At 32.7% G+C, this 14,390-nt stretch carries 12 protein-coding genes and 2 tRNA genes; 3 read left to right on the top strand and 11 right to left on the bottom strand.

The annotated features are described in order from the left end of the window. Nucleotide 1: 1 nt before the first annotated feature. Genes ABMY20_RS02615 through ABMY20_RS02605 form a run of 3 tightly spaced genes read right to left on the bottom strand, consistent with a single transcriptional unit; the run spans nt 2 to nt 1,564 of the window. A complete protein-coding gene (locus ABMY20_RS02615) occupies nt 2-256 on the bottom strand; it encodes a hypothetical protein (protein WP_159616864.1) in 255 nt (84 codons plus the stop codon). An 8-nt stretch (nt 257-264) separates the two neighbouring features. Further along, entirely contained in the window at nt 265-606 is a 342-nt protein-coding gene (locus tag ABMY20_RS02610) for a hypothetical protein (RefSeq protein WP_073181907.1), read from the bottom strand. 13 nt (nt 607-619) lie between these two features. Then, nucleotides 620-1,564, bottom strand: a complete 945-nt coding sequence (locus tag ABMY20_RS02605) for a hypothetical protein (RefSeq protein ID WP_159616862.1) — start codon at nt 1,562-1,564, stop codon at nt 620-622. Nucleotides 1,565-1,699: 135 nt separating this feature from the next. On the opposite strand from ABMY20_RS02605, the gene ABMY20_RS02600 reads away from it, so the two are divergent. Then, on the top strand, nt 1,700-1,852 hold the full coding sequence (locus ABMY20_RS02600; protein WP_159432110.1) for a hypothetical protein: 153 nt from the start codon (nt 1,700-1,702) through the stop codon (nt 1,850-1,852). A gap of 26 nt (nt 1,853-1,878) precedes the next feature. Here the strand turns inward: ABMY20_RS02600 and ABMY20_RS02595 are convergent, their stop codons facing one another. The 5 genes from ABMY20_RS02595 to ABMY20_RS02575 all read right to left on the bottom strand — a co-directional run bounded on the left by ABMY20_RS02595 (nt 1,879) and on the right by ABMY20_RS02575 (nt 8,012). Further along, nucleotides 1,879-3,297, bottom strand: coding sequence for a hypothetical protein (locus ABMY20_RS02595; protein ID WP_349264566.1), 1,419 nt, complete (start codon nt 3,295-3,297; stop codon nt 1,879-1,881). Nucleotides 3,298-3,343: 46 nt separating this feature from the next. After that, nucleotides 3,344-4,336 carry a hypothetical protein gene (locus ABMY20_RS02590; RefSeq protein WP_349264565.1) on the bottom strand — a complete coding sequence of 331 codons (993 nt, stop codon included), beginning with the start codon at nt 4,334-4,336 and terminating at the stop codon, nt 3,344-3,346. A 28-nt stretch (nt 4,337-4,364) separates the two neighbouring features. Next, nucleotides 4,365-4,931 carry a hypothetical protein gene (locus ABMY20_RS02585; RefSeq protein WP_073181899.1) on the bottom strand — a complete coding sequence of 189 codons (567 nt, stop codon included), beginning with the start codon at nt 4,929-4,931 and terminating at the stop codon, nt 4,365-4,367. Nucleotides 4,932-5,059: 128 nt separating this feature from the next. Beyond that, the gene (locus ABMY20_RS02580; protein ID WP_281979964.1) at nt 5,060-5,797 is read right to left on the bottom strand and encodes a LytTR family DNA-binding domain-containing protein; all 738 of its coding nucleotides are present in this window, start codon (nt 5,795-5,797) and stop codon (nt 5,060-5,062) included. Continuing rightward, the gene (locus ABMY20_RS02575; RefSeq protein ID WP_349264564.1) at nt 5,772-8,012 is read right to left on the bottom strand and encodes a tetratricopeptide repeat protein; all 2,241 of its coding nucleotides are present in this window, start codon (nt 8,010-8,012) and stop codon (nt 5,772-5,774) included. The genes ABMY20_RS02580 and ABMY20_RS02575 overlap by 26 nt, the downstream gene beginning before the upstream one ends. A 252-nt stretch (nt 8,013-8,264) precedes the next feature. Between ABMY20_RS02575 and ABMY20_RS02570 the strand changes: the two genes are divergently transcribed. Both ABMY20_RS02570 and ABMY20_RS02565 read left to right on the top strand, forming a co-directional pair. After that, nucleotides 8,265-8,332: transfer RNA gene (locus tag ABMY20_RS02570), tRNA-Ser, on the top strand. A gap of 265 nt (nt 8,333-8,597) precedes the next feature. Continuing rightward, nucleotides 8,598-8,670, top strand: a tRNA-Met gene (locus tag ABMY20_RS02565). 56 nt (nt 8,671-8,726) lie between these two features. On the opposite strand, the gene ABMY20_RS02560 is transcribed toward ABMY20_RS02565, so the two are convergent. The 3 genes from ABMY20_RS02560 to ABMY20_RS02550 all read right to left on the bottom strand — a co-directional run. Beyond that, nucleotides 8,727-10,640, bottom strand: a complete 1,914-nt coding sequence (locus ABMY20_RS02560) for an OmpA family protein (protein WP_173361105.1) — start codon at nt 10,638-10,640, stop codon at nt 8,727-8,729. Between the two features lie 12 nt (nt 10,641-10,652). After that, the gene (locus tag ABMY20_RS02555; RefSeq protein WP_349264563.1) at nt 10,653-11,573 is read right to left on the bottom strand and encodes a type IX secretion system membrane protein PorP/SprF; all 921 of its coding nucleotides are present in this window, start codon (nt 11,571-11,573) and stop codon (nt 10,653-10,655) included. Between the two features lie 10 nt (nt 11,574-11,583). Further along, on the bottom strand, nt 11,584-14,390 hold a 2,807-nt coding region (locus tag ABMY20_RS02550), incomplete at its 5' end, for an Ig-like domain-containing protein (protein ID WP_349264562.1).

Raw genomic sequence — 14,390 nt, 5'->3', positions numbered from 1 at the left:
ACTATTTTATTTGTTCCCAAACACGCATTGTAGCATTACAATATCCTGTGACCATATCTAAAATATCATCAGCTCCGTCTTGCAAGGTTTGGTTGGCTGGAGGTTCAATTTTTATTTTTTTTAATATTTCAATAGCTATATTTTGTGTTCTTCCAGAGTTTTTAAAAGTAAACAATACTTTTCTAACTTCTTCGTTAAAACAATTACCTTGTTTAGCAAGTTCTAATAAGGTTTTATATAGTTGCTTGTTGGTCATTTATTTTTTTAAATTATATCAATCACTTTTTCTAACAGGTAATGTACTACTATTACAAAAGCAGTAACTATCATAAGAACTCCAAACTGAATAGAAATTAGTTTACCTTTATTTTTTAACTTCTTTTTTAAGTAAAAAACATCCAAAAGAATAAATAGAACAGCAATGACCAATCCAACGATTCCTCCAACGGTAACTAAGCCCCAGTTGTAGAACATATGGGCTAAATACCCCAATCCTTCTTTAGGTATATTATTAGCCCCTAAAACAATCCGCATATAGGTTATACCTAATGTTATGGAAACTATTGTCCATAATATATAAGTAAAAAGTTGTTTTAGTTTTTTCAAATTTTCAAACAGGTTAATCTTCTAAATAAGGTAATGCCTTTTCTTTATAATATGTTTCATGTTCAATTAGCCCTAAATTACTTGCTGCCCAATATAATAACTTATACAATTCATATCGATGTAAATTAATGTTTTCAATAGGCGCTGTTCTAACCTCGGTCATTAATTGTTCTATTTTCCCTTCGTCATCTTGATAGTTATGAAAATAAATCAAATCAAAATAATATTGAGCTAATATTAATTGCTGAATAAAAGGTACCCATTCATTTATACGATTTAAATAATTTTCATATTCTTCAACACTTGCTCCCCATTTGGGAGATACAAACGCTAAATAATTTTTATGCAATTCGGCATCATCTGGAAATTCATTTATCACATTTTCGAAAAGTTGATGCACATATTGTCTATTTGCATCGATAGCTTTGTAAATATCTAATAAACAAGAAACTATATTGGTTTTAAAACTGCTGTTTTTATTATTAACTTCAATTAAAATAGCTTCGGCCTTTTTTAGGTGTTTTTTAAAAGATGCTAACTTTTCGTTTGATACACTATCAATAGTTCCGCGACCACGGATTTGCCAAGCTTTATGAATTAATTGATATCCTTTAATTATTTTGGGTAAATCGTTATTATTGTCTTTAGTAATCCATTCATCACTTATCTTAATATTTCCATATTGCCCCAAACTTTCAAAAGCAAACGAACGTTGGCTAGAATTCATACTTTTTAAAGTTTGCTCTACATTGCTAAATTGTCTTTTATTAAAAAAGATGATTACTTCTTTAAGCTTTAGGTCGTTTAAATGTGCATGACTTTTAAATTTATACCTACCTATGAGGTTTATTAAATTATCTACAGGACTAAAAATGCCATATTTGTCTAAAAAGTAAAGAATTCCTAATCCTATTAGTATCCATTTCACAATTGGGTATTGATTAAAAAAGTCTATCATGATTGTAAATGAGTTAAAAATTTTAAAGTAAATGAAAAATCGTATAAATTGAGAAATCTTATAAATTAAATTTGGTGAAAATATTTTAATAAGTTTAGTATTACCATTTTGTAGTTTTTGCTATTAAAAAACGCAATGGCATCATCCCATTTTTTATCTTATTTGGTGGATGCCTTTTTTGGGGTGTATGGGTGGATAATAGGTGTCGACTTTATTCATAGTAATATTGGAATATCTGGCGCTACTTTATTGAAACCATTCTTAAAACATCCCCTACAACATAGATAGTTGTAGGGGTGATAATATTTTATTTATTACTGGTTAAACGCTCTAACGGCCCTTACATGAAGTTCTAGTGATTTTTGCTCACTGCCTTCAAATCCATTAAAGGCTTGATAAAATGCCCACCCTGTAGTTGTGCTATCTTGGGAAGAACTCCAATGGGTCGTATTGGTAAAAGGACTTCCCCCATAGGCGGTTATCGTTTCGTTTACAATACTTTTATTGATGTATAATTCGTGAATCTCATCTTTACTGGGCAAGAACCAATCATCGTAACCGTTCAAGGATAAATCTGAAGTAAGTTTGGCTGCAATGGGTACTTCGGGACATACGGCAATGATTTCTTGGGTGTTGGTTTGACCAGTTCCAATTGCGGTTCCCGTAGCGCCATTTATAAAAACACTTTCACAGCCCCATTGAACTGAGCCTTGTTCGTCAAGAGCGCACACCAAGCCATGGCTGTTATCTGCGGGATCTACCCAAAAAACCACCCCTCCATGATTATAGTCGCCTACCTCGTTGATATTGGCAAGAGCAACAAAAGCATTTGCAGAAACCGATTGGGTACCGTTACTTACCGAAATAGTGGCTAACATATTAGGATTGGTTTCAAAATCAAACAAAGTAGCATCTGCAACACTCAATTCACCTGTATTTGCATTGATGTTAAAAGCTCCAGCAGGATTTTGAAAGGTAATAGTATATGTTAAATTAGAACCACTTGCCTGTAAAGCCCCCACAACATCTCCGTTTGATGGATTTTCATTAATAGTTAGGTTTGTATTTTGAGCAGATACTTCATCTATATCATTAAGATTAATGGTAACGGTTGCTGTTTGAACGGTACCTGCATTATCAACAGAAACTGTAGCGGTAATTGTAGGGTTGGTTTCAAAATCGAACAAAGTAGGATTTGCAACGGTTAATTCTCCTGAGTTAGAATTTATATTTAAGGCTCCATTTGGTGATTGAGCAGTAATACTATAAGTTAAAGTTGCATCACCACTTGCTGAAATAGTTCCTAATGATTGTCCGTCGGTAGGATTTTCATCAATAGTTGTAGAAAAATCTTGAACGCTTAATTCGTTTGTATTGTTTACAGTAATGGTTACCGTAGCGGTGTTTTGAGCTTTATCCGCAGCAATAGTTGCTGTAATTGTAGGGTTTATTTCAAAATCGAATAAGGTAGCATCGGCAACGGTTAATTCTCCTGTATTTTCATTTATTTCGATAGCTCCATTTGGTGTTTGCGAAGTAATGCTAAAGATTAAGGAAGCATTATTATCGCTTTCAACGGTTCCTATAACTTGTCCAACCGTAGGATTTTCATCTATTGTAACCTCTAAATTTTGAAGATTAATAATAATTGGATCGTCGTCCTTACTACAACTATAGGTTATTATTAATAGTGTAAGAATTAATGTTTTTGTAAATTTAGTTATGTTTTTCATCAGTTTATTTTTTATTGTTTTTTTAAAAATTTTCTTTAAACTATGGTTATGGCAAGTCATTTATTAGGGACTCCAGTTCATTTGCCGTTGCCGTGTTTAAATCGGCATCAGAAATAGTGATTATCTCTCCATCTACAATGGTAGCAGGTTTTATAGCATATAGCCAGTTACCACTATCTTCACTAGTGAAAATGATGTGACATTCAAGACCAATGGGAATTTGACCATAATGCTCGCTAAAAAGTTGTTGTTCTTCAATATAGGTATCTAACTCACCTAAAGCATTTGGCTCTCCATTATAATATATATATACACTGCTGTTTGTGTTATTAAAACCGTTGGGAACATCTACCAATAATGTTGTTTTAGGTCTTGAGTCTTGGGAAAATCTATCGACATTCGTCCAACCAAATTCACCAAAATCAGCAACATAAAACGTTTCTCCATTATCTCCATTAGCAATTTCTACTTCCTTGTTCTCAATTTCTTCCCAAACTATATTGTCACAGATTATGGGTAAATCACAGTCTTCATCTATACCTATTCCTTTCCATAAAATCATTTCATTATCTACTTGTCCAGTAAGGCTAGTAGGCACAAGAACCTGTATAGGACAATCCAATTGTAATTGTACTCCTCCTTGAGTGGCATTGATAAAAAATTCTCCTCCTGAAATTAAAAGTGCCTTATCTCCATTTTCCATTCTCCCCATAGTAGGTTTATTTGTGATCGCCATACCTCCACTTTTAAAAAGTTCAATCACTTTTATATCAAAAATTCCTGTAATAGGATTTCCATTGTTGGAAAGGCAGTTTCCATTGATAACAAATTGCACGCCGTTTTCTGTTGTAAGTACTTGTGTTTGGTTTGCATTTAACTGAAAATCTTGCATTTTACTTTGCATAGCTGCTGCTTTAAGCAGACTAAACTCTGTAGAGGTTGCTCTTACTTTTGTAGGGTTATTCTCATCTTGTGAACAGCTTACAAAAAGAGATAAAGTTATCACTAGTATGCTTATAGCTAATTTTACATTTTTCATATTATCTAATTTTTAAGTTTATTATATTTTAATAATCCATTTCAATAAAATCTCCATTTAATTTATACCTGAATGTAAATGTTGTACCTCCGTTCTCAGGGTTTAACATGACCACATATTCGGTTTTAGTCACATCTCCATTCTTTGGAAATTTGATATATGCCATATTTAAAACAGGATTTTCTATACTTTTTTCTGCAGTTAATTGAGTACTCGATTTTTCAACCAATTCACCTAGTATAGATAAGTTGATGCTGTTATTTAATTGAAACATAAAATCTGCTGCGTTACTTCCCTGAGGTACTTCTAAAGAAATTTCTGAGTTTTGCTTCCAGTTATCTTGCATATGATTCCATTGTTCCATTTTTAAAGATTCAGGAGCTGAAGTAACCGTTACTCCAATAATATTCCCTATTGACTTATTATGAGTAATTGTTAAATCTGTATAATATGCCTTATTACCAAATTCGTTTTTGAGTTCTTTTTCTATAGCAGTGAATCCTTCTTTATTGGCTGTTTGCTTACTTGTCGAATTTCCGCAAGAAACCAACAAAGTAAATACTGCTATGATTACTATGAATTTTACTACTTTCATTTTCGTGTTTTTTATAATTACACGACTAAAAGTATATAGTTAAAGTGAAGTAGGAAATAGAGAATCTATTTCTGAGGTTTTTGAATAAATAAGTGAAATACTTTATAAAATATCCGTAAAACAGGAGGTTAATTATTTGTCCAGTTTAAAAAAGTATTTAGAAAATGTTCTTTTTTTCTAGAAGAAACTGGTATTTTTTTGCCACATTTTAAATGAATAACTCCGGTTTTATCATATTTATCTATGAACTTTAAATTAACCATGTAAGATTGATGCGGGCGTGTAAAATTGGCTTTACACAGACGTTCTTCAAACTCTTTTAAGGTTTTTGAAACCATATATTTTTTATTGTTACTACAATAAAATGTAGTGTAACCCTTGTCTGATTCACAAAACAACAATTCGTTTAAATCAATTACTTGAAAACTATCATGTAATGATAAAATTAGCTTTGAATCTTCATTATTCCAAGCCTGTTTTGCTACTTGTACTTGTTGCTTTTGTTGGTCTATTGGAAGATGAGCTACTTTTTGAAGTGCTATTTGTAATTCATCTATATCAACAGGTTTTAACAAGTAGTCTACTGCTCCAATTTTTAAAGCACGTAAGGCATGCTCTTCATAAGCAGTAATAAAGATTACTTTAAAATTGAGGTTTTCGGTTTGTGCTAAAAAATCAAACCCTGTACCATCAGTAAGATTAATATCTAAAAAAACCAATTCAGGTTTACAAGCATTAGCAACTACTATGGCATCTTTTACGGATTCACATTCACCTAACACAGTTGTTTCAGTATCAAGTAACTGTAATAGATTTCGTAAACCTTTCCTAATGTATTCTTTATCTTCTATTATTAATGTTTTCAATACTTTCTATTTTTATATAAGGGATTGTCAAGGTAACTATAGTTCCTTGTTCATTATATTTTTTTCTATCTTCCGTAATAACAGAGCCATTCATTTTAAAATCTTTTGATAGTATTTCTAATCGCTCTGAAGTAATCGTTGTCGATAATGATTTTTTGTCTTGATTTTTATCTTTCTTTAAATAATCTATACCTACGCCGTTATCTTTAATAACACAAATTAACTCTTGGTTAGAATAACTGAGTTCTATATTAATAGTTCTATTTCCAATTAGGTTAACAAAAGCATGTTCTATAGCATTTTCTACAAATGGTTGAATAAGCATTGGAGGAATTTTAAAAAGCGATGTATCAATATCTTCTTCTACAGAAATGGTATAAGTATATAACTCATTTTCTAAATTTTGAAGTGCTAAATAGTTTTCTACAGCCATTAATTCTTGAGAAAGTAATACAGTTCTATCTCGAGAATTTTCTAAAATAGTTCGAAGCAATTTTGAAAATTTCGACAGATAGGAAACCGATTTTTTCTGTTCTTTATTCAAAATCATACCTTGTAAAACTGATAATGAATTAAAAATAAAATGAGGTGTCATTTGCGAACGCAATAGTTTTTGCTCGATGATTACATTTTGTGTTTTTGATTTTTGATTCCTCAGTTTTAAGAATAGAATGATGATACCTAAAACCAATGTTGTTATTAAAAAAGCAACGATACCGAACAGTAAATTTCGTTGAGACTTTTTTAAGTTTTGAGAGGTATCAAGTACTGTTCTTGTTAATTTCAGCTCTCTAAGACTAGCTGAATCTAAAGCTTGCTTGTATTTGTACTCGTATTCTATTTGAGTAATTTTTTCAATATTTTCTTTGTTAAACAAACTATCATTTAGCTTTTTTAGCTCTTGATGGCTTTCAAAAGCCTTTTTGTATTGTCCTGTATTTTGATAAACTTCAGAGAGTATGTCTACAGCTGTTTTTTGAGGTTCTAACAAGTCTAATTCTTTGGCTATCTGTTGGGCTTGCAAAGCAAAAGTAAGCGCTTGCAAATAAAGCCTTTCATGTAAGTAAGTTTCTGCAATACCTAAAAAGCTAGTGGACAAAATACGTTTGTTTTCTGTTTTTTTACTTATGCTTTTTGCATTTGTGTAATTTTTACGAGCAATTATTGGTTTACCAAGTTTTAAATAGACGTTCCCAATATTGATGTAAGTTATTGAAGTATGCTTTAAATCATTAATTTCTTGACTTACTTGCAAAGATTCACTAAAATATTCAATAGCTTTTAAATACTCCTTCTTGTAAAAATAAACATTGCCGATATTACTCTTATTAACCGATATAAGCTTCTTATTTTTAGTTTTATGAGATAAGCTCAAAGACTCATAAAGATGTTGTAATGCTTTATCATATTTTTTTATAGAAATATATGTTTCACCCAAATTATTATGCATTCTAGCCATACCTAATATATTTCCTATCCTTTTATCATAATCAAGACTTTTATTAAAATTATCGATAGCTAATGGGTAATTACCTTGCACTTTATAAACAACACCTAAATTGCTATGAACATAAGAAATACCATCTTCATCATTAATAACTTCACTAATAATAAGTGCATCCTTATAGTTAGAAATGGCATCATTGTAATTTCCAATTTCCGAATATACATTTCCAGTATTTATAAGACTTGTGACAATTTCTCTTTTATTGTTTAGCTCCCTGTAAATTTTGGTTGCATTTTGATAATTTTTTATAGCTTCATCATATCTGGATAAATCATAATTGGTAATTCCGAAAGCTACATATACATCAGCAACTCTTTTTTTGTCTTGAATAATTTCATAATACTTAAGCGATTTATTAAAAAAATGTAAGCTTTCTGTGTAATTAGCTTTGATATTCTCAAGCATCCCTTTTAAATAATAAACACGAGCCTTTCCCATTTCATAATTTAAAATAGTACTTAGGCTATCAGCTTCATTTAGGTAACGATCGGTTGCACCAATATCCTTTCTAAAATTAGCACGCGACAAATCATATAATAAGTTAACACGAATAGTATCATTAAACTTATAATTTTCTAATTCAATTTTAAGGCTATCTATTTTTTTGTTTTGAGATATTAAACTTACAGGTAAAAGAAAAAAACTGATTAAAACAGAAATACATTTTAAGGTTAGGCTCATGGTAAAAGTAGCATAGATTTCAAACAAATTATTGATTTGTTTTATAGCAAAAATTTAAAAATAACTTTTTAAGTATATAAAAAAACAATAATTATTTTTTGAAATAGGTTAAATAATAATTGCTAGGACTCATTAAATATTCGTTAAAAATTAAATCTAGTAAAAAATTTAACCAGTTTTGTAAATACCATATAAAATTATTCTAAATTTGGTTTAGAATAATATTTAATTTACAGTAAACAATATCGTAAACTATTTTGTAAGTTTTAATTATAAAAAAGCGAGAAAATTGGCATTCCTTCGAACTCATAACCCGAAGGTCACAGGTTCGAGTCCTGTTCCCGCTACTAAGCAAAGGCTTTCAATCTAATTGAAAGTTTTTTTCTGATTAAAAAGTTTGTGTTGAAATGTTTTAATATTTAAACACAATTCTTAATAAGTTTTAATTTCTAGTCTTTGAAATTAATCTCTCTACAATTTGTTCCCATGTGATTATATTGGTTTTCTGTTTAGTTTGTAAGGATGTAGTTCTATCATTAGAATAAGAGTAAGGATTATTTGCTTTTTATTTGGGTAATACAAAGAAAAAGACGTATATTTGCAACCGAAAATCGCGGGATAGAGCAGTAGGTAGCTCGTCGGGCTCATAACCCGAAGGTCACAGGTTCGAGTCCTGTTCCCGCTACTAAGCAAAGGCTTTCAATTTAATTGAAAGCCTTTGCTTTTTATTAGAATAATAGATTATTTTTTTTCTATATAAAAATAAGACCTTCTGTTTTGTTGATGTTCTTGTTCGGTACACTTTTTTTGATTTAGATCATTGCACTTGTTTAATAACTGTTCTTCTCCGTAACCAACAGCACTTTTAATCCTTTTTGGAGAAATGCCTCTTGATAATATATAGTCTCTTGTAGATTTGGCTCTTTTGTCTGATAATAATTTATTATATGTTTGCGATCCTCTACTATCGGTATGAGACTCAATTCTTAAACTTATATCAGGGTTGTCTTTTAAGACAGAAACGATATGTTCTAACTCGTATTCGGCGTCTTCACGAATATTATATAAATCAAAATCAAAGTAAATAGGATTTATAATGATTTGATCATCTTTTATTAAAGATTCAAGTTGGATGTTCTCAGTAATTAATCTTTTGTTAATGTTAAGTGTTTTTGTATTTTTTTGAGAGTTTCTATAATCTTTTTTTGAAGCAACGACTACAAAATTCTTTTCACAATCTATTTTTTCAAATAAATAACTACCATCTTTATTAGTTGTTTTAGTAAAAATGGGTTCTCCTTGTTTGTTTATAAGCTGAACAGTAGCATTGGGAATAGGGTTTCCTGTTTTTGAGTCTGAAATAACTCCTTTAATGTTTTCTTTACAATCGTATATTTTAAAACTATAAATATCATCATCTCCTTTACCTTCTTTTCTGTTGGAAGAAAAGTAACCTTGAGTATGCTTGTCGTTAATAATGAAAGCAAAATCATCAAAAGGACCATTAACAGGACTTCCTAAATTTACTGGCTTTGTATAAGAGTTACTAGTGATTTTTGCCTCAAAAACATCTAAACCTCCTAAGCCAATATGTCCATCAGAAGAAAAATATAAAACATTATCATTCCCTATAAAAGGAAACATTTCTTTGCTTTCTGTATTAATAGTTTTGCCCAGATTTTCAGGTTTTCCATAGATATCGTTTTCTAAAATTGCTATTTTATAAATGTCGGTATCTCCGTAGCCATTTGGCATATCAGAAACAAAATAAAGTGTTTTTTCGTCAGGACTAAGGGCAGGATGTCCGCAAGAAAAACTATTACTATTAAAAGGTAGTTCTTTTATATCTCCCCAAAAGTTTCCTTTTTTAGTAGCTTTATAAATTTTAAGGTGAGAAATATTATTTTTATCTCCTATTAATCGCTTGCCATCAAAGTTATCTCTGGTGAAGTAAGCTGTTTTTCCATCTTTAGAAACAACAATATTTGATTCGTGATATTTAGAGCTTAATTCTTCAAGAATGATAGGTTTACCCACATCCAAAACTTTAATAGAATCGTTATTTTGTTTTGCTTTATAAATGTTTAAATATGGTTGCTTATTCCATCGATAGAGTTTTTTACCTTTTTCTGTTTTGGGTTGGGTAGAAGAAAAATATAAATGATTATCATAAATGTATCCACCAAAGTCTGAATAAGAAGTGTTGCTAGATAGGTTGTGGATGTTTATATATGTCTTTTCTCGATTAGAGTATTCAACAAAATAATTAGTGTTTTCTTCTAAAGCCTTCACACGACTATCGTTTTTGTTTAATTTTAATAGCCACTTGTCAGATTCTTTTATTTTACCATTAGTTTTTAAAACTTGGGCATATCTAAATATATGTTTAGGTTTAGCGGAATTTTCGTATAGTTTCATTAACTCTTGATAGTTTTTTTCTGCCATAACATATTTAAAATTAAAGTAGTAAGAATCTCCTAATCTACTTAATACAGTATAAGAATTATCTCCTTTGTTGTATATGGATTGATATAATTCAGCAGATTTTTTATAAGAAAACTCTTCAAAATATCTATTAGCAGCATACTTTCGTTGGCTGTTAATGGTTATTGGTATAAATACTATTATAAGTAAAAAATGTATTGCTTTTTTCATTTTATTTATAATTTAAAAGAATCTAGGAGACTTCATTGCTAGCTCTTTGAATATTTCCCATTTAATCATTAATTCATAGGTTCCAGAATTGTAGTTGCTGTAATTAGAGGTAGTGAGGTCGTAGGCTAACCCTATGTGTAAATTTCTAGAAGCTTGAAGTCCTATCAAAGCACTAATAGAATCATCCCACCTCCAAGCTATACCTGCTGTAAATTTTTCATTGAAAAGGAAATTAGCTGATACATCTAGGGATAAAGGTGCACCATTTACAACTTTTGTTAAAAATGCGGGCTTAAACTTAATACTTTCGTTTAAATCAAATACATATCCACCAATTAAAAACAAGTGTATTCGTTCTTTTGCGACATCACCTCCATTATTAGAGTCATCATAATGATCTGTGTTAATAAAATTAGGAATAGCTGCTCCCAAATACCAGTTAGAAGTATAGTAATAAATACCAGCTCCAATAGTTGGTAAAAATCTATTAATGTTTCCAGTTAGACTTTTATCGTCTCGGTCCTTAACAATACCTTTGTTCCAATCAACATTTAAATGTCTTGTTCCAAGTTTCAACCCAAAAGCTAAATTTCCCTCATCACTGGTACGAACTGTATAAGAAGCATTGATATCCAGAAAAATCTCATTGGCGGGGCCTATTCTATCGTTAGTAAGGTTAATACCTAACCCAACGCCGCTAAAGCCTAGAGGAGTATCGAAACTTAGCGTTTGAGTGTCAGGAGCACCTTCAATACCAACCCATTGAGTTCTTGCAAGAGCATTTATTATAGTGTGTCCGCTTGATCCAGCATATGCAGGGTTCACACTCATAGTGTTATACATATATTGAGTATATTGAGGGTCTTGTTGAGCATTTACATTTATTAATATTTGTATTAAGAATATTAATGTGTATAGGTGTTTTAATTTCATATTATTTTTTTTATCTATTAATGTATAACCAGCCTACTTTTGGTTTTGATCCATCACCTAAATCGATAACATAGAAATAGGTGCCTGAAGGTAATTTTTCATCAACATTAATTGTTGTTCTTCCATTAGAAGTTCCGTTAAAAACAACGTCTTTATTGTTATAGCCAGAGGCTTTGTATACAGTGTTACCCCATCTGTTGAAAATCTCAACAGTATTATTACTATATTCAGGTCTGTCTATACAAGAGATGAAGAAAATATCATTATCACCATCACTACCAGGAGTCATGATGTTATAGGGAGTACCACATGGTTTTGTGTTAGGGTCCAGATAGTCAGGAATACCATTGTCATCGGTATCAAGAGCATCGTTGGTTGTTGGGTCAGAGTCACCAGGATTTTCATCTGAAGTATTAATACCATCGTTGTCATCATCAATATCTTGAAAATCTGGAATACCATCTCCATCATTATCAGGAATGTCTACAGGGGTACCTCCGTTATCTGTGTCATAAGTATCATCCAAACCATCTCCATCTGAGTCATTTCCAGAAGGAAGGCTATCAGGTATCCCATCACTATTATCGTCATTTCCTTCAATAACATCTGGAACTCCATCATTATCACTATCAGTATCAAGACTATCAGGTATACCGTCTTCATCAGTATCTATGTTGCCATCTCCTTCATCGGTATCTAAAATTCCATCATTGTCATCATCAATGTCGGTAATATCAGGAATTCCATCATTATCAGAGTCTAGTAAACTGTATGAATGAGTATCAGTAGCAGAAGCAGTATTTCCAGCAGTATCAGTAGTAGTAACGCTTGCTTCTACAGTCATGTCTGAGTCAGCTGCTAAGTCTGAGCCTGAAATATTTATGCTGTAGTTTCCACTAGCGTCTACCGTTCCTGTATAGGTATTTCCATTGATTATCAAGGTTACAGTGTCACCCGTATTAAAGTCACCAGTTACAGTTCCAGTCACAGGGATGTTAGTTCCAGCTTCTACTGCATCAATGATATTGTCTGGAGTGATGTCATCAATAACAATAGAAAGGGTAGGAGCTGTGGTATCTACATTATACAGTTGAGTATCAGTGGCTGAAGTAGTATTTCCAGCAGTATCAGTAGTAGTAACACTTGCTTCTACAGTCGTATCTGTATCAGCTGCTAAGTCTGATCCTGGTACATTTATACTGTAGTTTCCACTGGCGTCTACCGTTCCTGTATAGGTATTCCCATTGATTATTAAGGTTACAGTATCACCCGTATTAAAATCACCAGTTACAGTTCCAGTCACAGGGATGTCAGTTCCAGCTTCTACTGCGTCAATGATATTGTCTGGAGTGATGTCATCAATAACAATAGAAAGGGTAGGAGCTGTGGTATCTACATTATACAGTTGATTATCAGTGTCTGAAGTAGTATTTCCAGCAGTATCAGTAGTAGTAACACTTGCTTCTACAGTCGTATCTCTATCAGCTGCTAAGTCTGATCCTGGTACATTTATACTGTAGTTTCCACTGGCGTCTACCGTTCCTGTATAGGTATTCCCATTGATTATTAAGGTTACAGTATCACCCGTATTAAAGTCACCAGTTACAGTTCCAGTCACAGGGATGTCAGTTCCAGCTTCTACTGCGTCAATGATATTGTCTGGAGTGATGTCATCAATAACAATAGAAAGGGTAGGAGCTGTGGTATCTACATTATACAGTTGAGTATCAGTGGTTGAAGTAGTATTTCCAGCAGTATCAGTAGTAGTAACACTTGCTTCTACAGTCGTATCTGTATCAGCTGCTAAGTCTGATCCTGGAACATTGATGCTGTAGTTTCCACTGGCATCTACGGTACCGGTGTAGTTGTTTCCATTGATTACTAAGGTTACCGTGTCGCCGGTATTGAAATCTCCGCCTACTGTTCCGGTGACTGCAATGGTTGTCCCTGCTTCTGTTGCATTGACAATGTTGTCTGCCGTAATGTTGTCTACACTTATGGTAGGAACTGGAGCTGTCGTGTCTACATTATAAGCATGGGTCGTGTTCGCATTGCCTGGGTTTCCGGAAGCGTCTGTTGTCGCTACACTTGCTTCTACAGTCGTGTCTGTGTCAGCGGCTAAGTCTGACCCTGGAACATTGATGCTGTAGTTTCCACTGGCATCTACCGTTCCGGTATAGCTATTTCCGTTGATTGTTAGGGTTACGGTGTCTCCTGTATTGAAGTCTCCGCCTACGGTTCCGGTTACTGCAATGGTTGTCCCTGCTTCTGTTGCATTGACAATGTTGTCTGCCGTGATGTTGTCTACACTTATGGTAGGAACTGGAGCTGTCGTGTCTACATTATAAACATGATTCGTGTTGGTGGAACAAGTTGCATATGACAGGAAACTAGCCTCTACAGTCGTGTCTGTGTCAGCGGCTAAGTCTGACCCTGGAACATTGATGCTGTAGTTTCCACTGGCATCTACGGTACCGGTATAGTTGTTTCCATTGATTACTAAGGTTACCGTGTCGCCGGTATTGAAGCCACCGCCTACGGTTCCGGTTACTGGAATAGTGCTTCCTGCTTCTGAGGCATTGATAATGTTGTCTGCCGTAATATCATTTATAGTTAAGTTAACTACTCCTCCTACAGTAATGGTTGCTGTAGCAGAAGTAGCTTCAGTACAGGCACCACTTTGTACGATAGCACGGTATTGCGTGGTGGTGGTAAGGTTGGTTGCTGTTAAGGTCGTAGTGGTATTGGCAATATCGGTATCAGTGGTAAAGTTATCGGTAGAACTTTCCCAACGGATGATATTTCCTGTCTGTCCAC

The sequence above is a fragment of the Tenacibaculum sp. SSH1-16 genome (assembly GCF_040104435.1).
Lineage (GTDB): Bacteria > Bacteroidota > Bacteroidia > Flavobacteriales > Flavobacteriaceae > Polaribacter > Polaribacter mesophilus.
The sequence above is the reverse complement of the archived record's forward strand: the minus strand, read 5'-3'. Positions and strand labels throughout refer to the sequence as shown.

Excerpts from the sequence above, each read along its gene's own strand:
- ABMY20_RS02595 (WP_349264566.1), bottom strand. The coding sequence starts at position 3,297 with ATGAAAAACATAACTAAATTTACAAAAACATTAATTCTTACACTATTA.
- ABMY20_RS02555 (WP_349264563.1), bottom strand. The coding sequence starts at position 11,573 with ATGAAATTAAAACACCTATACACATTAATATTCTTAATACAAATATTA.
- ABMY20_RS02600 (WP_159432110.1), top strand. The coding sequence starts at position 1,700 with ATGGCATCATCCCATTTTTTATCTTATTTGGTGGATGCCTTTTTTGGG.
- ABMY20_RS02560 (WP_173361105.1), bottom strand. The coding sequence starts at position 10,640 with ATGAAAAAAGCAATACATTTTTTACTTATAATAGTATTTATACCAATA.
- ABMY20_RS02590 (WP_349264565.1), bottom strand. The coding sequence starts at position 4,336 with ATGAAAAATGTAAAATTAGCTATAAGCATACTAGTGATAACTTTATCT.
- ABMY20_RS02585 (WP_073181899.1), bottom strand. The coding sequence starts at position 4,931 with ATGAAAGTAGTAAAATTCATAGTAATCATAGCAGTATTTACTTTGTTG.
- ABMY20_RS02605 (WP_159616862.1), bottom strand. The coding sequence starts at position 1,564 with ATGATAGACTTTTTTAATCAATACCCAATTGTGAAATGGATACTAATA.
- ABMY20_RS02615 (WP_159616864.1), bottom strand. The coding sequence starts at position 256 with ATGACCAACAAGCAACTATATAAAACCTTATTAGAACTTGCTAAACAA.